Origin of the sequence: Desulfolutivibrio sulfodismutans DSM 3696 (genome assembly GCF_013376455.1) — a bacterium.
In the GTDB taxonomy this organism is placed as follows: domain Bacteria; phylum Desulfobacterota; class Desulfovibrionia; order Desulfovibrionales; family Desulfovibrionaceae; genus Desulfolutivibrio; species Desulfolutivibrio sulfodismutans.
In genome coordinates this window covers 2,477,143-2,498,928 of sequence record NZ_CP045504.1, presented here as the reverse complement: position 1 = coordinate 2,498,928, position 21,786 = coordinate 2,477,143, and the positions used below count along the sequence as shown (strand labels likewise).

At 67.1% G+C, this 21,786-nt stretch carries 19 protein-coding genes; 12 read left to right on the top strand and 7 right to left on the bottom strand.

Annotation, left to right across the window (positions count from 1 at the left end; translation table 11 throughout):
• The gene (locus GD606_RS11645) at positions 1 to 999 is read left to right on the top strand and encodes a lysophospholipid acyltransferase family protein (RefSeq protein WP_163300513.1); all 999 of its coding nucleotides are present in this window, start codon (positions 1 to 3) and stop codon (positions 997 to 999) included.
• Here GD606_RS11645 and GD606_RS11640 read toward each other — a convergent pair.
• From GD606_RS11640 to GD606_RS11625, 4 genes are read right to left on the bottom strand one after another with little or no spacing between them, the layout of a single operon-like run.
• Positions 975 to 2,102 carry a glycosyltransferase family 4 protein gene (locus tag GD606_RS11640; protein ID WP_163300512.1) on the bottom strand — a complete coding sequence of 376 codons (1,128 nt, stop codon included), beginning with the start codon at positions 2,100 to 2,102 and terminating at the stop codon, positions 975 to 977. The two genes, GD606_RS11645 and GD606_RS11640, sit on opposite strands and share 25 nt — an antisense overlap.
• Positions 2,099 to 3,166 carry a radical SAM/SPASM domain-containing protein gene (locus GD606_RS11635; protein WP_163300511.1) on the bottom strand — a complete coding sequence of 356 codons (1,068 nt, stop codon included), beginning with the start codon at positions 3,164 to 3,166 and terminating at the stop codon, positions 2,099 to 2,101. The genes GD606_RS11640 and GD606_RS11635 overlap by 4 nt, the downstream gene beginning before the upstream one ends.
• Positions 3,163 to 4,515: a protoporphyrinogen/coproporphyrinogen oxidase gene (locus GD606_RS11630; protein WP_163300510.1), complete on the bottom strand. Its 1,353-nt coding sequence runs from the start codon at positions 4,513 to 4,515 to the stop codon at positions 3,163 to 3,165. Before GD606_RS11630 ends, GD606_RS11635 begins: the two co-directional genes overlap by 4 nt.
• On the bottom strand, positions 4,515 to 6,152 hold the full coding sequence (locus GD606_RS11625; protein WP_176629289.1) for an alkaline phosphatase family protein: 1,638 nt from the start codon (positions 6,150 to 6,152) through the stop codon (positions 4,515 to 4,517). Before GD606_RS11625 ends, GD606_RS11630 begins: the two co-directional genes overlap by 1 nt.
• A gap of 176 nt (positions 6,153 to 6,328) precedes the next feature.
• Here GD606_RS11625 and GD606_RS11620 point away from each other — a divergent pair, with 176 nt between their 5' ends.
• Positions 6,329 to 6,988: a sugar transferase gene (locus tag GD606_RS11620; protein ID WP_163303726.1), complete on the top strand. Its 660-nt coding sequence runs from the start codon at positions 6,329 to 6,331 to the stop codon at positions 6,986 to 6,988.
• A complete protein-coding gene (locus GD606_RS11615; RefSeq protein ID WP_163303727.1) occupies positions 6,981 to 8,306 on the top strand; it encodes a DUF362 domain-containing protein in 1,326 nt (441 codons plus the stop codon). The genes GD606_RS11620 and GD606_RS11615 overlap by 8 nt, the downstream gene beginning before the upstream one ends.
• Here the strand turns inward: GD606_RS11615 and GD606_RS11610 are convergent.
• Entirely contained in the window at positions 8,296 to 9,405 is a 1,110-nt protein-coding gene (locus GD606_RS11610; protein ID WP_163303728.1) for a glycosyltransferase family 2 protein, read from the bottom strand. The two genes, GD606_RS11615 and GD606_RS11610, sit on opposite strands and share 11 nt — an antisense overlap.
• Before the next feature lie 10 nt (positions 9,406 to 9,415).
• On the bottom strand, positions 9,416 to 10,912 hold the full coding sequence (locus GD606_RS11605; RefSeq protein WP_163303729.1) for a B12-binding domain-containing radical SAM protein: 1,497 nt from the start codon (positions 10,910 to 10,912) through the stop codon (positions 9,416 to 9,418).
• A 141-nt stretch (positions 10,913 to 11,053) separates the two neighbouring features.
• On the opposite strand from GD606_RS11605, the gene GD606_RS11600 reads away from it, so the two are divergent.
• The 5 genes from GD606_RS11600 (at position 11,054) to GD606_RS11580 (ending at position 17,305) form a co-directional block, all read left to right on the top strand.
• Entirely contained in the window at positions 11,054 to 12,478 is a 1,425-nt protein-coding gene (locus tag GD606_RS11600) for an oligosaccharide flippase family protein (RefSeq protein WP_163303730.1), read from the top strand.
• Between the two features lie 98 nt (positions 12,479 to 12,576).
• A complete protein-coding gene (locus GD606_RS11595) occupies positions 12,577 to 13,704 on the top strand; it encodes a radical SAM protein (RefSeq protein ID WP_163303731.1) in 1,128 nt (375 codons plus the stop codon).
• Between the two features lie 23 nt (positions 13,705 to 13,727).
• The gene (locus GD606_RS11590; RefSeq protein ID WP_163303732.1) at positions 13,728 to 14,066 is read left to right on the top strand and encodes a hypothetical protein; all 339 of its coding nucleotides are present in this window, start codon (positions 13,728 to 13,730) and stop codon (positions 14,064 to 14,066) included.
• A 60-nt stretch (positions 14,067 to 14,126) separates the two neighbouring features.
• Positions 14,127 to 14,639, top strand: coding sequence for a TRAP transporter large permease subunit (locus tag GD606_RS11585; protein ID WP_309550335.1), 513 nt, complete (start codon positions 14,127 to 14,129; stop codon positions 14,637 to 14,639).
• Positions 14,640 to 14,905: 266 nt separating this feature from the next.
• Positions 14,906 to 17,305: a mechanosensitive ion channel family protein gene (locus GD606_RS11580; protein WP_176629288.1), complete on the top strand. Its 2,400-nt coding sequence runs from the start codon at positions 14,906 to 14,908 to the stop codon at positions 17,303 to 17,305.
• A 383-nt stretch (positions 17,306 to 17,688) separates the two neighbouring features.
• Here the strand turns inward: GD606_RS11580 and GD606_RS11575 are convergent, their stop codons facing one another.
• The gene (locus tag GD606_RS11575; RefSeq protein WP_163303943.1) at positions 17,689 to 18,246 is read right to left on the bottom strand and encodes a hypothetical protein; all 558 of its coding nucleotides are present in this window, start codon (positions 18,244 to 18,246) and stop codon (positions 17,689 to 17,691) included.
• A gap of 451 nt (positions 18,247 to 18,697) precedes the next feature.
• On the opposite strand from GD606_RS11575, the gene kdsA reads away from it, so the two are divergent.
• The 4 genes from kdsA (at position 18,698) to GD606_RS11555 (ending at position 21,689) form a co-directional block, all read left to right on the top strand.
• Positions 18,698 to 19,510 carry a 3-deoxy-8-phosphooctulonate synthase gene (gene kdsA, locus GD606_RS11570; protein WP_163303944.1) on the top strand — a complete coding sequence of 271 codons (813 nt, stop codon included), beginning with the start codon at positions 18,698 to 18,700 and terminating at the stop codon, positions 19,508 to 19,510.
• Positions 19,507 to 20,250 carry a 3-deoxy-manno-octulosonate cytidylyltransferase gene (gene kdsB, locus GD606_RS11565; RefSeq protein WP_163303945.1) on the top strand — a complete coding sequence of 248 codons (744 nt, stop codon included), beginning with the start codon at positions 19,507 to 19,509 and terminating at the stop codon, positions 20,248 to 20,250. Before kdsA ends, kdsB begins: the two co-directional genes overlap by 4 nt.
• A 9-nt stretch (positions 20,251 to 20,259) precedes the next feature.
• Complete coding sequence (locus GD606_RS11560; protein WP_163303946.1) at positions 20,260 to 21,204, top strand: KpsF/GutQ family sugar-phosphate isomerase; 945 nt, start codon at positions 20,260 to 20,262, stop codon at positions 21,202 to 21,204.
• 179 nt (positions 21,205 to 21,383) lie between these two features.
• Positions 21,384 to 21,689: an antibiotic biosynthesis monooxygenase family protein gene (locus GD606_RS11555; protein WP_163303947.1), complete on the top strand. Its 306-nt coding sequence runs from the start codon at positions 21,384 to 21,386 to the stop codon at positions 21,687 to 21,689.
• Positions 21,690 to 21,786: the final 97 nt, after the last annotated feature.

Sequence of the window (21,786 nt, the reverse complement as noted above, 5' to 3'; positions counted from 1 at the left end):
GTGCGTGTCCGCGAATCCTTCCTGCGCGATTTCCTGCGCCTTGTGGCCTGGTATCCCTTCCGCTTCGTCGTGGAGCGTCTGCCGCCGCGCGCGGCCCTGGCGGTCTTTCGGGCCCTGGGAGACCTGCACTGGGCCGTGGCTGCGGACAAACGCCGCCGTCTGGAACGAAATCTCGGCCGCATGGGCCTTGCCCCGGGCCAGGCCATGCGCCGGGCCGTGCGCGAGAACTTCCGCAACCACTACGTGAGCCAGCTTCTGGTCTTCGTCTATCCCCGGCTGGCCCGGGAGTCCCTGGCCGATATCGCCGATTTTTCTGGGCTAAAACATCTGGACGCGGCCTTGGCCAGGGGGCGCGGAGCGGTGCTCATCCAGGCCCATCTGGGACCGGAGCAACTGGCCCTGGCCGCGCTGTCCCTTCTGGGGCGCCGGGCCATGCAGATCGGGTGTGTGAACGAGACGGGCCTGAGCGCCGTGGGGCGGGGGGTGTCCCTGCGTCTTCGCAGGCGGTATGAGGGCGCGATTCCCGGCGAGATGCTCGACGCCCGGGAGGGGCTCTTGCCCGCGTTCAGAGTCCTTCGCGAAAACGGCCTGGTGCTGTGTTCCGGTGACGGGGCCGGATGGCTCAGGCGTCTGGGCGAGCATGTGCTGGTTCGCCTGTGCGGCCAGCCGGTGCTTTTCCCCACGGGAGCCGCGCGTATGGCCCTGGGCTGCGGCGCAGCCATTTTGCCGCTTTTTGTGGTCCGGGGGAAGACGAAACCGTTCACCGTGACCATTGAACCGCCCCTCGAACCGTCCGACGTCCAGGATGCCGGGCGGTCGGACGGGCCGGACGTCGAGACCCGCATAGCCCGGGAGTTCGCCCGCCGCTATGAACGACGGCTTCTGGACGATCCCGGGGCCATGCGCTTCCTGGACCTCTTCGAGCCGGGGGAACTGATCGAAACAAAATCGCCCGCCCCGCCCGGCGGATCCTATCAGACGTCCCCCAGAACCCGGTGATACGCGGCGCAGGTGGCCCTGGCCGTGGCGTCCCAGCTGAACCGGCCGCTTTGGGCCAGACCCCTGGCGATGAGGCTGGCACGGAGTTCGCCGTCCGTCAGTATCCGTTGCATGGCCCTGGCCAACCCGGCCTCGTCGTTCGGCGAAACCAGAAGTCCTGCGTCGCCGACCACCTCGGGCAATGCGGTGGTGTCCGAGCAGACCACCGGTACGCCGCTGGCCATGGCCTCAAGCGGCGGCAAACCGAATCCCTCGGCATGGGAGGGGAAGGCGAAAAGCTCCGCCCCCCGGTAAAGGTGCGGCAGATCTTCCGGGGCCACACGTCCGAGCAGGGACACCCGGCGGTCGCCCCGGACAAGCTCCCGGGCGTCCCGGGTGGCAAAGAGCGGGTCGGCCATGCCCGCCGCCGCCAATGTCAGCTCCCCGCCCCCGTGCGGCCCGAGGGCCTGAAAGGCGCGCACCAGGGCGGGGATGTTCTTTCTGGGTTCAAGCCTGCCCACGAACAGCACGTACCGGCCGCGTAGGCCGTATTTCGCCGCCACGGCGGATGCCTCCGCACGATCCGTCTCGTTCCGGGCAGGCCGGAACTCCCCGCCTGCGGCCAGGGGAATGGCCGCGACACGATGTTCAGGGACGCCGTACCGTTCGATGATCTCGCGGCGGCAATACTGCGAGCAGGTCAAAACCAGGGCCGCCCGCCGCGCCGCCAGGGGGTAGAGCCGTCGCATGAGCAGTCGCATGCGGGCGGGATAGAACCGGGGGTGGGATTCGTGCAGCACGTCGTGCAGGGTCAGCACCGCCGGGCAGGGCAGAAAGGGCGGCGAGAGGTACTGTCCGTGCAGGAGGTCGGCCCGGTCCCGGGCCAGCCTGGTCCCGAAGCTGAGCAGCCGGGCCAGTCGTGAGCCGGGTATCCGGCGCAGGGAGACGTTTTTTACCGCAAGGCGGGCGGCCTCGTCGCCGCGCACGTCCGGCAGGTAGAACAGGTAGTCGCTGTCCGGGTCCAGGCCCGGCAGACGCTGCGCCAGTTGCAGGGAATACGTCCTGACGCCCTGCATGAGCCCGGTCAGGCTGTGCAGGTCCACGGCGATGCGCGGCCGGGTCATGGGCGCGTGCGCCCCCGGGTTCCCCGGACGGCCGGGCATGCGGCGCACATGACGCCCGCCATCCGCGCCGTGCCGTCGTCCGCGTCCACCCCCTTGGCCACGAGCCGCCGTGCGGCCCGAAAGCGGTCATTGTTCCAAAGCCGCGAAATCCCCGGGTCGAAGGCGTCGCCGAAATCGTTGGCCGTTTTGCGCACGTCCCGGCAGCAGGGCAACACCCCGCCGTCCCAGTTGATGTAGGCGGCCCGCCACAGCCAGGGGCATCCCTGCCGTTCGGCGTTTTCGTCGATGGGCGGGAAACCGGACCAGGACCAGTCCGGAGGCGCGCTTTTCGGCAGAAACGGCCGGATGAAGCGGATCTGGTCCACGCCTATATCGAGGGCCAACCGTCTGGCTGCGTCCATCTCCCCGGCATTGAACCCGGTCACGCAGTACTGCCAGTCCACAAAGGGAAGCGCGGTCCCGGCCTCATTCCGGGCCTGGATCACGGCCCGCACGTTGCCAAGCGCCAGATCCAGGTCGCCGCCGCCCATGAATCGGGCGCAACTGGCCTGGGTCGCGCCGTGGATGGAGACGATAAGCGTTTCCAGCCCCGAGGACACCATGCGTTGCGCCAGCCCGGGATCGGCAAGCTGCATGTTCGAGGACACGCCCACCCCGATGTTGCGGTCGGCCGCCAGCCGGATCATGTCGAAGGTTTCGGGGAATAAAAACGGCTCGCCGAAGCCGTACAGGTTGATCTTGAAAAGCCAGGGCGCGGCGTCGTCGAGCACACGGGCAAACTGCCCCAGGGTCATCCGGCCGTAGGGGCGCTGGCCGGGTCCGGGGGCGCTGCGGCCGTCGTGGCAGTAGGGACAGTGCATGTTGCAGATGTTCGAGGGTTCGATTTTGAGCAGGTAGGGGCGCGATGAGACGTGCTCCCGCCCGATCAGGCGTTCGAACTCGGCCAGAACGAAGTTGCCGAGGCGGCGAAGCGTGGCGTGACGTACAAAGGCCTGGGCGTGCCGCTTGAGGATGCGCAGCCGGGAGCGGGCGTCGCCGCCGCGCGTGGCCGTGGCGAAACTCATGGGTCGCGCCTCCCGCAGGATTTCGCAAGCACGGCGCGGGCGGCCTTGATCCCCTGGTCTGCGGCCTCGGGGGACATGCAGAAATGCCAGCCGCCGAGTCGGCCCACGCTCAAAAGGTTGCCCACGGCCCGGATGTCCCGGCGGGCTGCGGTCATGCGCGCCGCATAGCCGAGATCGTACACCGGCAGGGCCGAGGGCAAAAGCAGGGCCTTTTTCTCCCGCAACCGCGCGGTGGGATGCAGGCCCAGGCGCTCCACATCCGCTATCGCCCGCCGGACGAGATCGTCGATGCAATGATGTCCCGGAACCGCCCCCGGCGTGATTTCCAGGCAGATGCCCTCGCGGCCGGACGGCCCGAGCCCATTGAAGATGGACGCGGGGTAGGAACTGCGGTTGAAGATGATTTCCGGATCCGGGTGGTAGACATAGACGAAGGGCCGCCGGGGCGGGCGGGGGCAGTCGTAGGTCAGAAAAACCAGTAGGATGTCCTCAAAACGGGGGGCGGGCGCGCCGCCAAGTCCCAAGGCCTGCTGGAGCCGGTCCATGGGCCCGGTCCAGATCGCCTGGTCCACCGCGATCCGCTGTCCGCCCACGGTCACGGCGCGGATATGGTCCGCCTCGCGGGAAAACGCAATCGGCCCGCAACCGAGCATGCTCCGGCCCCCTGCCCGGGTAAAACGCGCAAGCAGCCGATCCGGCAGCTGTCCGAAACCGCCTGCCGGATAGAGATAGCGCCGCCGAAGGCGCGTGATGATGCCGAAAAGCGTGGCCAGTTTGCTTTGGCGGGGCAGGGGCTCCAGGTCGCCGTGAACCGTCCGGCCTGGTCGCAAAAGCCAGTGGCGGTGCAGGGCGTCGCCGTCCAGGGCGCTCTTTTTCCGCAGCATGCCCGCAAAAAGCAGGGCGTACAGGCCGGGACCGGTCTTGGCCGAAAGCTCGCCCCGGGCCGAATCGTCGCCTGGCCGACGGGGGCCGAGAAGCCCGGCCAGTATCTCGCGCTGATAGCGCCAGGGATAGCGAAGCACGTCGAAATGGTTGGGAAAGGCGAAGTGCCTCCCCCCGGCCTGGATGGCGAAGGCGAACCGGCGCGAGATGACCGGCCCGTCCTCCAGGATGTCGACGAGAAGCCGCCCGCCAGGGCTGTCTTCCTCGAAAAGGACGTGGGGGCCGTAGTCGAAGGTGACGCCGTCCAGCGTCAGTGAGCGGGCCAGCCCGCCCGCCTCGGGCTCCCGTTCCAGGAGCAGGCAGCGTTGCCCGGCCTCGGCCAGGGTCACTGCGGCACACAGCCCGGCCAGCCCCGCCCCGACGATCAGGACGCACGGCTTCCGGCTGTCCAGGCGCCGTGAAGGCATTACATGTACCCCAGGCTTTTGAGTTGCGCCTTCATGGCCTCTTCGTCTTCCGGGGCAAGCTGTGGGTCGGCGGGGGCTGGCCCGCCGTCGGCCATGTCAGGGGATTGTCGGCCGGAGACCGCCGCCGGATCGGACGCGGAATCCGGCGGGCCGCCGTCCGCCAGGGCTCGGGACAAGGCATGGCCGTCAAGCCCCTCCGGCAGGGGGATGCCGAGCAGGGTGAGCAGGGTGGGCGTCACGTCGGCCATCTCGCACCGATCCGCGTCGCCGCCGCCGACGCCGGGACCGGCCAGGACGAAGACGCCGTATTCTTCATGGCGGCCGGACCAGGGATGGTCGAGGAAGAGTTCCCGGCTCGGGGCCTTGGCGTTGATCAGGAATTCGTGCGGGGCGTAGATCTGGTAGCCGGGGGCGCAGGTCAGGATGAGGTCCGGCGCGGCCTCGACCATGGAGCCGTGATAGATGTCCTCCCGCCAGTGCACGGCTTCGATCACGGCTTTCTCGGTGCGCGGATCGACGAGCCCCTGAAGCCCGGCGGACAGGCGCCGACACAGCGCCGTGCGTCCCTTGGGGCCTTCGGAGGCGGGCGGGTTGACATAGATGCCGCCGCCCATGCCGTCGGACCAGGCCAGGGTGCGCTCCCAGTCGATGATGGAGCGCAGGAGGTTGTTGACCCGGGCCTGCTCGCAGGCCAGAGCCCCGGCCTTCATGGCCGCTGCGGCCCTGGGGGCCACGGCGGACACGGCCTTGGCCAGCACGCGGCGCAACAGTCCCAGACCACCGGCGGCGGGCCGCGAAAAGGTCTTTTCAAAGTCGCGCGTCATATGCAGCAATCCCTGGTCCATGAGCCAGGCGTTCAGGAATACTCCGGTGTGCAGCGGCCCTGCGCCGTGGTCTGAGGCCAGGGCCACGATGGCATCCGGACCGACGGCCGTGAGGATTCGGCCCAGGGCGGCGTCCAGGGCCTCGTAGACGCGATCCACCGCGTCGCCGAGTTCGCGGTGGCGGGGATGGGCGGGGTCGCGGTATTGCCAGAAGAAGTGCTGTACGCGGTCGACCTCCATGAAGACCGCAAAAAGAAGTTCCCATGGGCCGCGTTCCATCAGCCACAACACCATCTCCAGCCGCGTCTGCACGCCCGCAAGCAGGGACTCCAGATAGCGGAGGGGGTCGGGATACTTGGGGGGGGAGTCGGCCAGGGGGCCGAAACGGGCCAGAAAGGCCGCGCCCATGTCGGCCGGAAAGATGGCGTCTGGGGCGCCCGGCGGGGTGAACATGCCCGGGGCGAGAAAGCCGTTCACCTGTTCCGGGGGATAGGTCACGGGCACGTTGAGCACGGCGGTCCTGCCGCCGTGGGCGTTAATAAGCGACCACAGGGGCGGGGCGCGGCGCATGGCGGCGCTGGCGAAGCGGATGCGGCCGGTTTCGGGATCGAGTTGGTGGCCGTCGAGGATGCCGTGTTTGCCGGGGTTTACGCCGGTGATCATGGTGGTCCAAGCCACCGGGGTCACGGCGGGGATGGTGGAGCGAAGCCTGGCGAAGGCGCCCTCGGCCATAAGCCGCGCGGTATGGGGCATGCGGCCCCGGGCGATGAGCGGACGGATGACGTCGAAGGTGGCCCCGTCCCAGCCGAGCACGATGGCTCTTTTCGTCCCCGTTGTTTCCACGATCCGTCTTCCTCTCTCCCGCGCCCGGCCACCGCCATCCCCGAACAAATACGACGCCCGCGCAATCCCTGGCAAGGCTTTTCGGAGTACTTCCCCGAATGGTGTTTTTCACGTATGGGCTTGCCGGTCTGGGAGTGGAGAGGACCATGGTGCACAAGACAGGAAGTTCGCCCGCTCCTGGGGCGGAAGAGACGTTGCAGCGTGAGCGCCTCTACCGGCCGCTCAAGAGGGCGCTCGATCTGTGTTGCACCGTCATGGCCCTGCCCCTGGCGATTCCGGTCATGCTGCTCCTTGCTGCCGCAATCCGCATCGATTCCCCGGGGCCGATCATTTTCCGGCATACGCGTTCGGGATGGTTCGGGCGGCCGTTTACGCTGTACAAGTTCCGCACCATGCACCGTGAGGCGCAGCCCTACGCCCCCCACCCCAGGCATGCCGCCGACGCCAGGGTGACCCGGGTGGGCCGGTTTTTGCGCTGCACCAATCTGGACGAGCTCCCCCAACTCTACAACGTTCTGCGAAACGACATGTCGCTTGTCGGCCCACGCCCGGAAATGCCGCACATCGTCGCGGCCTATACCGTCAGGGAGCAGTTGCGCCTTGCGGCCAAGCCGGGTCTCACCGGGCTCTGGCAGATCTCGCTCCACCGGGGCCGCCCTATCCATGAGCACCTGGAACACGACCTGGCGTATCTTCGCGGCATGTGTTTGTGGTTGGACATCTCCATCATGCTGCGTACGCTGCCGCTTCTCGTGCGGGGCGACAAGGCCGGAAACGCCGAGTATGGGGACGGGTCGCATGGCTGACGCGGGCGTCTGGCCGGATGTGGCCCCGGTCCAGGTTCTGCGGGCCGTGAGCTTCGACGATGTGGTGCGGCGTCTGGCCGGGGTGTTCGACGCCCGGCCGGACCTGTTGCCCCACGACATGGGCGCGCGCATCGTGCTCAAGCCCAACCTCAATTCCTACATGAACGCCCTGACCGGCAACACCACGGACCTGCGCGTCCTGTCCGGGCTTTTGCGGGTGCTGGCGGACAGGGGGTGCCGCCACCTGACGGTGGCCGAGGGAACCAACAGCGGCTTTTATCGCGCGGGCATCGACGTCATCGGGCGGCTGCGCGTGGATGTCCTGGCTGCGCGCTACGGGGCGCGGGTCGTGGATTGCAACGCCTCGGCCGCGCCGCATGCGGTGGAGTTCTCGGGCGGCGTCACGGCCTATGCGGCCGGGGAATGCGCCCAGGCGGACCTGCTTATCAACCTGCCCAAGCTCAAGACCCACTTCGAGACGGGCATGAGCGTGTGTCTGAAAAACCTCATCGGCTGCCTGATCGGGCAGGAGAACAAGAAAAAGACGCACCAGGATCTGCCCGGCAACATCCTGCGGCTGCATGCGGCCCTGGCCCCGGGCCTGCATGTGGTGGACGGGATCGTGGCCATGGAGGGCATGGGCCCATCGCGCGGGACGCCCGTGGCCGCCGACATCCTGGTCGTGGGGCGGGACGCGTTTGGCGTCGATCTGGCCTGCGCCCATATGGCGGGCATTGCGGTCGCGCGCATCGCGCCCCTTTTACTGGCCCGACAGTCGGGGATGCTCACGCCCGTGACGGAAGAGGCGGTCAGGCGGCTGGCCGAAAAGGGTCTTTTGCCGACGCTCCCCCGGCCGCTGACCCCGGCCCGGCCCACCCCGGCGGCCTGGCTGGCCCTGCGTTCGCCGCTTGGCGGGCTTTTCCGGCGGCTTCGGGCCAGTCCGCCGGGGGTGCGGCTGGCCGCTTCGAAGTGGTTCGGCGGCCTGCTCTACCTGTCAGGGGTCCGCCAGGACATGTTCGACGCCGCAGACGCCCGCATCAGCGCCCTGGAAATGGTCCGAGACGCCTGCACCGGGTGCGCGGCCTGCCGGGACGTCTGTCCCATGGGCCTTTCGCCGGACAGCCTGCTTTCGGGCAAGGGGGCCGTGCCCCTGGCCGAACTCGCGGCGGCGGGGTGCGTCGGCTGCCTCTATTGCTTCATGATCTGTCCGCAGCGCGCCTTGGCGATTCATGGCGACCGTGGTTTTTTGCAGGAGCAGATGAACCGCTACGACGGGCCTGTCCGCGCCCTATGCGCCAAAAAAAGCCTTACCGCTTGATCTTTTCGTCCTTGCCGCCGTCTTTTCCAGCCTGAAATCCCGGCGCGGGCCGGGCCATCCCCCACAGCACCCCGCAGCCCAGAGCCACCCCCCGCAAGAGGATCATGCCCGGCGTGACGGCCCCCAGGGCGCGGCGGGAATGCCAGTTTCTCCGGGCCATGGGCCAGGACAGGGCCAACATGGCGGCCGGGCAGACCTGGGCCAGGGCCAGGAGGCCGCCCCCGGCCAGGGGCAGGGCCGCCAGCCCAGCCAGGCTGCCCAAGATCCAGGCCATGGCCGCCAGCGTCCCCAGCTTGACCGGGACCGTGGTGTAGCGGTCGCGGGCGGCCTTGTCCGGGTAGAGGCGATACACCTGGGTGCGCCAGTAGCCTCGGGAAAACTTGCGGCGCAGGTAGCTGCCAAGGGTGGCGGGGTGCTGATGGCGGACCACGGCCCCGGGGGCCAGGGCCAGGGAGTGGCCCTTGGCCGACAGCCGGTAGGACAGTTCCGTGTCCTCGTTGTCCGCCCGGGGAAAGCGTTCGTCGAAGCCGCCCGCCTCCAGGAAGACGTCGCGCCGGTAGGCCGCGCTGTAGGTGGCCGCGAGGTCGATGGAGGGATGGCGGCGCATCAGTTCATAGCGGTCCTCGAACTCGGACTGGGCGAAACGGGCCACGAGGCTTTGTTGGTCCGTGGCGTAGACCCCCTGTGCGCCAGCCGTGCTGCTCCCGGCTCTGGCCGACAGGGCCTGGACCATGGCCTCGAGCCAGTCCGGTTCGGGGCGGCAGTCGGCGTCGGTAAAAACCAGGATGCTTCCCTGGGCCATGCGCGCCCCACGGTTTCGGGCCGCTCCGGGCCCCGTGTGGGGCTGGCAGAGGCAGGTTGCGCCGCATGCCTGGGCCACGCTGGCTGTGTCGTCGGTTGAGCCGTCGTCCACCACGATGATCTCGAAGGCCGCCGCAGGCATGGTCTGGGCATGCAGGGCCGCGAGGCACCCGGGCAGGTGGCGCGCCGCGTTCAGGGCCGGGATGACCACGGAACACAGCGGCGGGCCGGCCTGGGAGGTCCGGGGGGGCAGGGAGGTCGGGCCGGTCAGGCCAGCCTCGGTGGTCGGAGCGGTCATGGGCGCGTCCTTATTTTTCCGCACCGGGAAGAAGATGCCGGATGAAGCGACGGCCGGCCATGACGGTGCGTCTGAATTCGTCGGCGCTGCCCATGGCCAAAAAAAGCCTGCGCGCCAGATAGCCGGGCCGCAGGTAGAAGCGGCGTCGGGCCAGGGCGCACAGTTCCTCGATCTCTGCAGGAGTGAGGTGGCCGTTGCCCGCCACGCTGGCGTGACGGCCGGTCGCGGTGAGCCAGCGCGTGCGCTCCGGTTCGGGGAGCCAGCCCCGGGCCGCATAGTCGGCGTGGATGGCCGTGCCGGGATAGGGGATGACCGGATAGAACTGGGCCGTGTCCGTGCCGAGCGCGCAGGCCAGTTCGATGGAGCGCAGGACGCTCTCTCTGGTGTCGTCGGGAAGTCCGAACATCCAGCAGCCGTGGACGCGCATGCCGCAGGATGCGGCATCGCGCATGAAACGCCGGGCTCCGCCCGGCTGGATGCCCTTGCGCATGGCGGCAAGCGCGGCCGCGTCGGCGGACTCGAACCCCACGCACAGCATGCGGCACCCGGCCTGCCGCATGCGCCGCATGACCTCCCCCGGCAGATCCGCCCGGGCGTTGGCCGTCCAGGCAAAGCGCAGCCCGCGCGCGGCGATGCCGTCGCACAGGGCCAGACAGCGGTCCACGTCGACGGTCAGGGTGTCGTCCTCGAAAAAAAGCGAACGGGCCTCAGGGAAGGCGTCCAGCACCCAGGCGATTTCGTCCAGGACGTTGTCCACGCTACGCCTGCGCAGCCTGTGGCCGGTCATGGTCTGGGGGTAGAGGCAGAAGGTGCAGCCTCCTGGGCAGCCCCGGCTGGTGATCAGGGTCACCATGGGGTAGGCGGCGTTGGGGTTGAAGTAGCGGCGGATGTCCAGGTGGCGGCGGTAGAAGCGGCTGACGAAGGGCAGCGCGTCCAGGTCGGCCAGAAACGGCCGATCCGGGTTGTGCCGCACGGCGTCGCCCTCGCGCCAGGACAGGCCCGGGATCTCGGCCAGGGCCCCCGGGGGCGGCGGGCCGCAGGACGCGGCCAGGACGCGGGCCACGTCGCGCACGGTGTCTTCGTATTCGCGACGGGCCACGGCGTCGGGGCCCGCGGCGGCGAGGCATTGCGCGGGCAGGGCCGAGGCGTGCGGCCCCACCAGGACCACGAAGCAGCCCGGGAGGCGCTCTTTGATGGCCCGGGCGGCGTCCAGGTCGGCGGCGATGCTCGGCGTGCTGGTGTCGAGCACGGCCAGGGCCGGGGCAAAGGTCTCGGCCCGCCGCACCGTCTCCGGCAGGCCGATCCCCTCGGCCGGGGCGTCGATGAAAAGGATGTCGTAGCCCTGGTTCTCAAGCACCGCGCCCAGCGAGGCCAGCCACAGAGGCATGTACAGCGTGCCGCTTCGGGTCACGGCGGGACTGCGCTGCGGCCGGGAGAACCGCGCCAAAAAGGGCGGGTTGAGGAGAAGAACCCGCAACGCAGGCAAAGGCGCTTCTTGTCGATCCATGCCGGGTGCTCTATCGACTTTCGGCGGAGCTTTCCATACAAACAGGCCGCAACCCGCACATTGCGTGCACGAAACTCCGCAACACCGCAGGCGCAGATGGCAAGGCGCGAGTTGAAACCCCTTCAGCCCAGGCCTCACGGGGTGGCGGCCAATATCCTGTGGTCGGCCGCCTCGCGCGGCATCCAGGCGGCCATGGGCTTTGTCGCGGCCATCGTGGTGGCCCGGAGTCTGTCCCTGGACGGTCTCGGCGAATACCTTTCCGCCCTGGCCGTGGCCGGGGCCATCCTGTCCGTGAGCTACTGCGGCATCCAGCAATTCCTGGTGCGCGAAACCGGCCGGGGCGCGGGCGAGGCCGGGGCGATCCTGGGCGCGGGGGTGCTGATCAGGCTTTCCCTCATCGTCCTGGCCGGGCTGGGTCTGGCCGGTTTCGCAGGTCTTTCCCCGGCCGGATCGCGGACCGGGCTGGCCGCCGTGGCCGTGGCGCTTGGGGCGGAGGCCTTCCGGTCCATGGGGCTTTTGGCCGGGGCGGTGTTCCAGGCCCACGAGCGCATGCGGCCCGAATGCCTCCTGGCGGTCATGCAAAGCCTGTTGTGGGGGGCGCTTCTCGCCGTGGCGATCTTTTTGGATCTCGGGGCCATCGGCCTGCTTGGAGCCTTATGCCTGGCCCTGGCCGGGCACTGTCTGGCCTCCTGGTTCGTGGTCGTGCGCGATTACGAACGGCCCAGGCTTTCGGCCGGACTGGGGTTCGTCTGGCCCATGCTGGGCGTCTCGCTGGTCATCGGACTGTCCGTGGTCCTGGTGCAGAACCTTTTCCGGGTCAACGTGCTGGTGCTGCAATGGCTCGGTTCGCCTGAGGACGTGGCCTTCTTCCAGACGCCCCACGATCTCGTCCTGCGTTTCCAGGTCATTTTCCAGGCGGTCATGTTGGCCGCGTTTCCGGCCCTGGCCCGGCTTTTCGCCGCCCCAGGCGGAGAAGGGAAGGCGCAGGGGGCGGACCTTGCCATGGCCCTTTGCCGCCTCACGGCCGGGGCGGCCGGGGCCTTAGCCCTGGTCTTTTTTCTTTTCGCCGAGCCCATCGCCGGGACGCTCTATGGGGCAAAGATGCTTCCCGCCGCGCCCTGTCTGAGGATTTTGGCCCTTGGCACGTTGCCGCTGGCCCTGGGCATGCTGTGGTCGCAGGTGCTCATCGCCAGGGGCGGCCAGCGCCGGGCGCTTTTCGTCAATGCCGCCGCCCTTGGGGTGAACCTCGTTTTGAGCCTGGTCCTGATACCGCCTTACGGGGTCATCGGGGCGGCCGGGGCGGCCCTTGCGGCCTATACGGCCAGCTGGCTCGGGTCGCTGTCTGCCTCGCGCGGGGAGGGCTCTGGCGGTCTCTCCGGGTGCGTGAACCTTGGGGTGCTGGCGGCCATGGGGGGCGGCCTGATGGTTGCCGCCGCGCTGCCCGGCGGCTGGGGCGGCCCGGCCGGGCTTGCGGCCTATGTGGCGCTTGTCGCGGTTTTGCGCGGGGCGGGCGTGGGCGACATCCGGGTCTTGGCCCGCTGCGTGCGCCCGGTCTCGCGGCCGTGACCGGCGGGGCGGTTTTTTCATGATTGAGGATGCGACCAGGGCGCGACATGCGGTGAACCCTGGGTCGGCGGCAGCGGGGCCGCAAAGGTGGACCGAGCATGATCGTTTACGAGCACGGGCGTTGGCGCTCACGCCTTGGCCGGTGGCGCAAACGCCTTTTTTCGATACTTTTGCCGCATCTGACCCCGCGCCGGGCCGTGAATCTGGCCGCCTGCGAGATGGCCAGGATGCTGCGTCTGTCCCACGTCCCGGCCAGGCCCTGTCAACTCTATGTGGAGGTGTCCTCCTCCTGTCAGCTGAGATGCCCGGGATGCCTGGCCTATGCCCCGGGCTGGGAGCGCAGGCTCATGGACATGGAGACGTTCCAGGCGGCCCTTGACGCCTTCGCCCCCTGGCTGGTCAACGTGGAGCTCTACGGCTGGGGCGAGCCGTTCCTGAACCGAGATATTTTCCGGATGATCAAGGTCTGCAAGACGAAAAAGCTTTTCACGCGCACCTCCACCAACGGCAACGCCATGCAGCGAGGCGACGCAAAGCGCCTCGTGGACTCGGGACTCGACCAGTTAAACGTCAGTCTCGACGGTGCGACCCAGGAGACCTACGCCCGGTATCGCCGGGGCGGCTCCCTGGCCACGGCCCTGGCCGCCCTGGCGGACATTGTGGAGGCCAAACATCGGGCAGGGGCGAAACATCCCTTCATCGAATGGCAGTTTATCGTCTCCCGGCACAACTACGGCGAGATCGATGCGGTGCGCAGGCTGGCCCGGGAGATCGGCGTGGACATCCTGCGCCTGGATCTGCCGTTTTCCCTGACGCACATCGACGAGGCCGACGACCCGCAGGCCGTCGAACGCTGGCTGGCCGAGGATCCCCGCTACCGATTGTGGGCCGGGGCCGGGTCGCCGGGCGGCCACGCCTTCCCGGGGGCCTGCGGCTATCTGTGGACGGCCCTGCAGGTGAACGTCCACGGCAGGGTCAACCTGTGTCCCAACCGGCTGGGGAGTATGCATGTGCTCAGCGATCCCGTGACCCCGGACGGTCCCTCGGTCAACGCGCTGTGGAACATGCCGTTTTTTTTGCAGGCGCGTCGCCATTTCGAGCGTCATCCCCGGCTTGCGCCGGAGGGGACGCATCCCTGCGCCGCCTGTCGGGAGTTTCGCCAACCCTGGAAAGAGACGGCGTCCGGGACACGGCAGCGGGGCACGGGCGTCCGTTCCGATGGGTGAGCCTTCCTTCCCGGAGGGCGTCCATGAAGGACGCGGGCCTGTCTTCGGGAATTTTCGGTCTGGCCGAACCTTGGCGTGTCGAGTCTGTCGAGCTTTACTATGAAAGCCTTGTCGAGGGTGGAAGGACGCCTCTTCTGATGATCCCGCAAGTCGTAACCAAGAATTCCATCTTCGCCGGTTTTCTGGCCATGAGCATGTACTTCGCCCTGGATACGGCAAAGGCCACACCAGATCCTGTCCGATATCTCCCCGGAATCCGGAGGGAGTTGCGTGACGTCATGATTACACTCGCCTCGCTCCTCATGCTGGTCGTTTTCTTATGCTTGGGGTCTCTGTCTCGTTTGCGTTTCTTGGCTTTGTGACATGGATCATCTTTACGGCGACTGCAGTCCCAGCGTTCTGTCGCCGTATGAGCCCAAAAAGTGGAAGACGTCTTTCTGGAACGCAGGGGTTCCGTGGCGACGACTGTCGCAATCATGCCGCTGATTTATTGCATCATTATGTTCAGCCGAGGATGCCTCATGGAGGATCTTCTCAGGCAGATCATGGATGCGCTCACCAGCATTGCTGAAAATAAAGACATGATCCTGCTCATGACAAACGTATTCATGGTCAGTACTGGGATGTTGATGGATGATGCCCGCGCCGTTTTACGGTCAACTCAAATTCTTCTGCCCGGTGTGGCGCAGCTTGGTGTCGGCCCCGTTCATTTCGCAGCCTTGGCCGGGGTCAAGCTCGGACTCGGCAACGTGACCCCTCCGACGGCGCCACTGCTGTCCCTCAGCGGTCAGATAAGTGGCGCGCCCAGAGACCAGTCCATGAAAACGGCATTGTATCTGATCCTGTTTGCCTGGCTTCCCACGCGTGCCATGACCACCTTTGTCCCGGACTTGGCCCTCTGGCTTCCCCGGTTGTTGCTGGGATCACGGGTTTAAGATATGCGAAATACCGGCGTATAAGGAGGATGATTCGCCCTGGGCGACGCGTGCCGCCATCGCGCTTGGTGTGACGGCGTCCCCGCAACGGGTTGCCTTATGCCGCCCGGAGGAGCCGCTCTCGGCCCAATCAGGCGACGATACGCGCCGTTGGGAGGGGGGGACGCCCGCTTCCCGGTAGTGGCTTCCCTTTGTCCGCTGTGCGGGAGTGAGGCGTTTTTTTATCCGTTCACCTTTCACTTCGGGGTGTAACGACCGGGGCGCATATGGCACGAACACGCACGACCTTTCTTGTGTCCCTCTTTCTGGCCCTTTTCCTCATCCCGGCCCATTCGGCCCAGGCCGCCGCCATTCCCAGCCTCGCGGGGAAGGCCCCCAGGAAAGACGCCGTCGCGCCGCCCCCCCCGGCGCCTGACGCCCCCCCCGAGGCCCGGCTGGCCGCCCTGACCGACGCCCAGGCCCGGACGCTGCTGCTGGAAAAACTGACCGCCGAGGCCGCCGCCTCCCGCGTCGCCGAGACGCCGCCGGGACAGGAGCCGGTGGCCCTGTTCGTCCTGTTTCATGGGCTTGAATCCGGACTGCGGGAATTTCTCACCCGGGCGGCGGGGCTTTTCGATGCGGCCCGGGTGGAGTTGTCGGACAGCGGGGGCCTCGTAAGCCGTCTCACGGACGGCCGGGGCGCCGGGCATCTGGCCATGGTCCTGGTGCAACTGGGCCTTGTGCTCACGGCCTGCCTGTGGGTCGCCCGCTGGTCGCAACGGCTGGTCGGGCCGTGGCTTCGGGGCGACCGCCGGGGGCCTGGTCCAGGCCGGTTCTGGCGACTGTGGGCCTTTCTGTTGCACGCCTGTCTGCGCGGCCTGGCGGCGGCGGTGTTTTACCTCGTCGGCTTCGTCCTGGTCCTGGCCGTCTTTCCTCCCCACGGCCCGGAACACGACATGGCCGTCATCGTCATCGTGGCCGTGACCTATTTTCTTCTGATCCGGGCGTTCGCCTTCTGTCTTCTGTCGCCGGACAACGCCTCCCTGCGGCCCACGCCCATGGCCGACGCCCATGCCCGGACCCTGTATGCCTGGCTCATGGCCATCGCCTATGGCGGACTGGTCTGCGCCGTGGGGAGCGCCATCCTGGAGCAGGCAGCCCTGGCCCCGGCCCTGGCCCGTGTGGTTCATGCCTGCGCCGGGGCGCTCACGGGAGGGCTGCTGGCGGCCATGATCCTGGCCAACCGGCGCCGCGTGGCCCAGGCCATCTCCGGCAACGTCCCGGACGCCGCCCCGGGCGCGTGGCGGACGGCCCTGGCCCGGTACTGGCACCTCCCGGCCCTGGCCTATGCCCTGCTTTTGGGCCTGTACTGGACCGCCCAGGACATGGTGTCCGAGATCCCCATTTTGCGCCTGATCCTGAGCCTGTTCCTCATCCCGGCCTGTATCGGCATCGACCTCTGGGTTCGTCGCATTCTGGTCATGGCGGCGGGCGAGGACCAGCAGATCATCCCCATCTCCTCCGGGAACGCCTCGGCCGCCATTCCGCCGGACGGCCCGGCCGAGGCGTCCGGCGGAATGGCGGCCGAGGCGTCCGGTGAGCCGGGGAAAAAGACCCTGAGCCAATATATCCCCCTGATCAAAAAGACCGTACGCGCGGCGTTGATCGTGTTTCCGGCCTTCGTCATGCTCCGTCTGTGGGGCGTGGAGGTTCCCCTGGGCTGGCTGCTCGCCCGAAACGTGGCCAGCATCCTGCTGGTCGTCGTGGCCGGGCTGGTCATGTGGGAGATCATCCGCATCCGCATCGACCGCAAGCTTCGGGAGGAGATGTCGCTTGGCGGCGAGGAGCTTGAAGAGGGCGGCGGCGCGGGAGGGTCGCGCAGCGCCACGTTGCTCATGCTCCTGCGCAAGTTTCTCCTGTGCGTCATCGTGGTCATGGGAACCCTGGTGGTCCTGTCGTCGCTTGGGGTGGACATTGCGCCGCTCATCGCCGGGGCCGGGGTGGTCGGCCTGGCCATCGGCTTCGGGGCCCAGACCCTGGTCAAGGACATCATCTCCGGCGTCTTTTTCCTGATCGACGACGCCTTTCGGGTGGGGGATTACGTGGAGGCCGGAACGGCCAAGGGCACGGTGGAGCAGATTTCGCTTCGCTCCATGAAGCTGCGGCATCCGCGCGGCATGGTCTTCACCATCCCTTACGGCGGGCTCAAGATCATCCAGAACTTCAGCCGCGACTACATCGTGTCCAAGCTCGATTTCCGGGTCAAATACGACGCCGACATCGACAAGATCCGAAAGATCATCAAGCGCATCAACAAGGAGATCATGGGCAACGAGGAGCTACGGCCCGGGATGTTAAGCGACATCAAGTCCATGGGCGTGCGCAAGATGGAGGACTCGGCCATGATCCTTCGCATCAAGTTCCGGACCATCCCGGGGCATCAGTTTCTGGTGCAGAAGGAATTGTACCGTCGGGTGCAGGAGGCCTTTCGGGAGAACAACATCGACTTCGCCCACCGCAACGTCACGGTCTATTTTCCGCCCGAGATGCAGGCCATGGTGGGCGGCGCAGCCACGTCCGAGGCCGCGCGGGCAGCCATCGCCGGGGCCGCCGCCGGGGCCATGGCCATGGAGCAGGAACGGGAGCAGGCCGCCCAGGCGGGCAAGGGGTCGTCCGCCGGGGAGTGAGGCGTCCACGCCGCCATTCCCCCCAGGCGCGGACAAGAAGAAGTCCGCCGGGGCGTGCGAGCCACGCCGTCGGCGTTCCCCTTGAGTCCAGGCAGGCCCGGCCCCCGGACGGGCTTGGCGTCCGGGGGCCGGGGGCCGGGGGCCGGGGGCCGGGGGCCGGTGGAGAGATGCGGACGCTTCGTTTCGCGTCGCGCTGTTACAAAAACACAGGCGTGTTGTGTAAGATCAACCTGCTCTGCCGGTTCGATCCGGTGCCCGCCCCGGGTTAAACCGGGGACGCCGCGTTCGTGCCATGTCCTCGAAATCGGTGCGCCCGGATTTGAAAAACAACAATCTGATAGAATTCTTTTTTGAAAACGGTACGGGCGTATTTATTAAGGGACTCACCCCTGGCCGAAGGACCGGGTGAACAGATCGGCGATGGCCTGACGGCCGCAGTCCTCAAGAAACCGGGTGCCTGTGCCCGTGAAATGGGTCTGGCTGATGACCGGGGGCGCAACCGGCTGCAGGTGGACGCCTTTGAACGCGAACCATTTCGCCTTTTCCTGGCAAAAGACATACAGGGGCTTGTTGCAGATCTTGGCGAATTCCGCCCCCCAACCCGTGCCGCCCTTGACGGTGCCGTCCTCGTGGATGACCCCCACCACAAAGATTTCCAGGCCCGAATCCACCTGATGCATGATGGTCCGCAGGACCATGCGGATCTGGGGGCCGTTGCTGAAGTTGCGGTTGAGCAGCTTGGAGACGTAGCTTAGGCTGACATCCTTGCGGGCCAGCTCCTCGGCGGTCAGGACGCGCAGGCCCCGGGTACGCTCGATCTTGTGCCCCTCGAAGGTGTAGGTGACCTCCTGGAGGCCGTATTTTTCGGCCTGGCGACCGAATTCCGCCTCGGCGCCCTGCGCGCCGCCGCTAAAAAGGGTATAGTCTGTCGCGTTGGTCATGATGACTCCTTGGGGTGGTATTCCGGGGGACGCCGCAGCCTGCGGGTCGCCCTTGTCTTTCGTGATTGTGCCTGTTCCCGGCGTTTGTTGCAATGCGTCGGACGCCACTTCCTTCTCTGCGGCGTCCCTGGCGGCGATGCCCCGGGACGCGCCGTGGGGAGCGGTGGCCGCAGTTGCGCGGGGTGCGTGTTTGGGGGTATAGGTACTTTGTGTGAACGTGTTCAACCTCGGGAAACTGCTGGACAATTCGAGCCGCAAGAGGGTTGGCGCGCGTGTCGGCGAGCAGGGGGGTTCACCCCCGGCAAATCCACAGCCATGTGCCCCCTGCGTTTTGGCCGGGATGTCTGACGGGAAACGTCGGCGTCCTGGCGATTTTCCCAGAGATAAATGAAAAAGTGGAACAGCATGATCGAGTTGTCTATGGAAAAAGGATAACATTTTAAAAAGAGCCATGATGAATTTTTCTTCCTTTTTCTGCATCGCAGGGCCGTGCGTCATGGAAAGCACGGACTTTGTGTACGAAAGCGCCTGCGCGTTGCAGGAAATATTTTCCCAGACAGCCACCCCCTGGATTTTCAAGTCCTCCTTCGACAAGGCCAACAGAAGTTCCGTGGCCGGTTTTCGCGGCCTGTCCATGGATCGGGGGCTGGAGGTTCTCGACGCCATACGGCGCAGGCTGGGCGTTCCGGTTGTGACCGACGTGCATGAGACCTGGCAGGTGCGGCCCGTGGCCGAGGTCGTGGACGTCCTGCAGACTCCGGCCCTTTTGTGCCGCCAGACGGATCTGATCATGGCCGCCGCCGCGACCGGAAAGCCCGTGAATTATAAAAAGGGCCAGTTTCTGGCCCCTTGGGACATGGGCAACGTCATCGCCAAGGCCAGGCATGCCTCCCGGGCCGCCGGGCACGGGGAGGGAAATTTTCTGGTCTGCGAGCGCGGCACGATGTTCGGCTACAACAATCTGGTCGTGGACATGCGCGGGTTTTCGCTCATGGCCCAGGCCACGGGCTGCCCCGTGGTTTTCGACGCCACCCACTCGGTGCAGCTCCCCGGGGCCCTGGGCCACGCCAGCGGCGGCCAGCCGGACCTGGCCCCGGCCCTGGCCCGGGCGGCCATGGCCACAGGGCATGTCCGCGGCGTTTTTTTCGAGACCCATCCCGAGCCCGCCAAGGCCCTGTGCGACGCCCATGTCATGCTCCCCTTCGCCGAGGTGGCCCCCCTGGTCGCCCAACTGCGCGCCATCGCCGAGTGCCTGCGCCCATGAACGCCAGCCGGACGGCCATCGTCATTCCCTCGCGCTACGCCTCCACGCGGCTGCCGGGCAAACCCCTGGCGGACATCTGCGGCAAGCCCATGATCGTGCGCGTCCTGGAGCGGGCCCGGGCGGCGCGCGGGGTGGACCGGGTCGTGGTGGCCACGGACGACGGCCGCATCGCCCGCGCCGTCACCGACGCAGGAGGTGAGGCGGTCATGACCGGCAGCCATCACGCCTCGGGGACGGAGCGGATCATCGAGGCCATGGCCTCCATCCCGGCCGACGTCTTCATCAACCTCCAGGGGGACGAACCCCTGGCCGATCCCGCCCATCTGGAGCTGCTGGCCCGGACCATGGCCGACGATCCCGGCATTTCCGTGGCCACCCTGTGCTGCCCCATGCCCGGACAGGAGGCCGCCAGCCCCCACGCCGTCAAGGTGGTGTTCTCGGATCAGGGGCAGGCCTTGTATTTCAGCCGGTCCCCCATTCCCCACGCCTTTGAGGCCGATGCGGACGTCGTGTATTACCGGCACATCGGCATCTATGCCTATACGCGAAGCGCCCTGGAGCGGTTTCGCAGCCTGCCTGTGAGCATGCTGGAGCGGGTGGAGCGGCTTGAGCAGTTGCGGTTTCTGTCCGGGGGCATCCCCATCCGGGTGTTGACGGTCTCCGGGGCCCGGCCGGGGGTGGATACCCCTGACTGCCTGGAGAAGGTACGAGGCATCCTGCACCGCGAAGGGGAAAGGTAGAAAGCGGCCATGCAACAGCACGACACGTTTCTGCGCACCATCCGGGTGGAGGCCACGGCGGTCATGTCCCTCTTGGACCATGACTTCACGGGGCTCTCCAAGGTCATCGAGCGGATCATCAACAGCAACGCCAAGCTGTTCGTCACCGGCGTGGGCAAATCCGGCATCATCGGGAAAAAAATTGCCGCCACCCTGTCCAGCACCGGGACGCCGAGCGTCTTTTTGCATGCCAGCGAGGCCTGCCACGGCGACGTGGGGGTCATCCGGGCCCCGGATATGGTGCTGGCCGTGTCCAAATCCGGCGAAACGGACGAGATCCTGCGGCTTATCCCCTTTTTAAAGCACAACAACATCTATCTCATGGCCATGACCGCCAACCGCAAGTCCACCCTGGCCCGGTGCGCCGACTATCATCTCGACGCCCACGTTTCGGAAGAGGCCTGCCCCTTGATGCTCGCCCCCACCTCGTCCTCCACGGCGGCCCTGGTTCTGGGCGACGCCTTGGCCATGACGCTTATGCACGCCCGGCGGTTCAACGCCGAGGATTTTGCCGTCTGCCATCCCGCCGGGCATCTGGGGCGTCTTTTGCTGACCACGGTGGACATGGTCATGAAGACCGACATGCTGCCCTTTGCCCGGGAACAAACGCCGCTTCAGGAGCTCCCCCTGATCATGAGCGAGGGGCGGTGCGGCCTGGCCATCATCATGGACGCCGCCGATCGGGTCACGGGCATCGTCACCGACGGCGACCTCCGCCGGACCATGATGCAAAAAGACCTCGCCGCCCTGCACATGGCCTGCGCCAGGGATGTCATGACCAAAAACCCCAAGATCGTGCCGGGCGACATGCTGTTGGCCGACGCCAAAAAAATCATGCTCAAGGGGAAGATCACCTCGCTGCTCGTGGAGCAGCAGGGGCGCATTGCGGGGATCGTGCAACTCTACGACATCTAGCGTGACGTTCACAAAAAGACTGTTCTGTTTTTTTAATAAATCGTATAAATTCAAAGTGCTGTTGGGGGGTTGGTCTGTAGCGGAAAGCGCCGCTCGCAATACGGGACGCCGCCGGACACTGGGCGGCCCGGTCCACGGCAGCACCCGTTTACGCCCCATTCCAAAGGACAGGAAACGCCATGATCGCCAGGGTTTGGACCTGCCGCACGCCACGACGCAAGGCCGACGCCTTCGAGACCCATCTGCGGGCCACGGGCGTGGCCGAGGTGGAGAAAACCCCGGGCGGCGCGGGCGCCACGGTCCTGCGCCGGGACTGCGCCGGGGTGACCCACTTTGTCATGATCTCGTACTGGGAATCCTACGAGGCCATCCGGACGTTTGCCGGGGAGGATATCGACCGGGCCTGGCTGCATGGCGACGATGCGGCCTTCGAACTGGACCCGGACCTGTTCGTCACCCACCATCAGGTGGTCTGCGGCGGCTGACGCCGACTCCGGAAAGAAAAAAACGGCGCGGCCGGGGGCGGTCTTTTCCCCCGGCGCTGCGGCAGGGTGTGGACCGGACGCACGCCGTCCGGCGGGC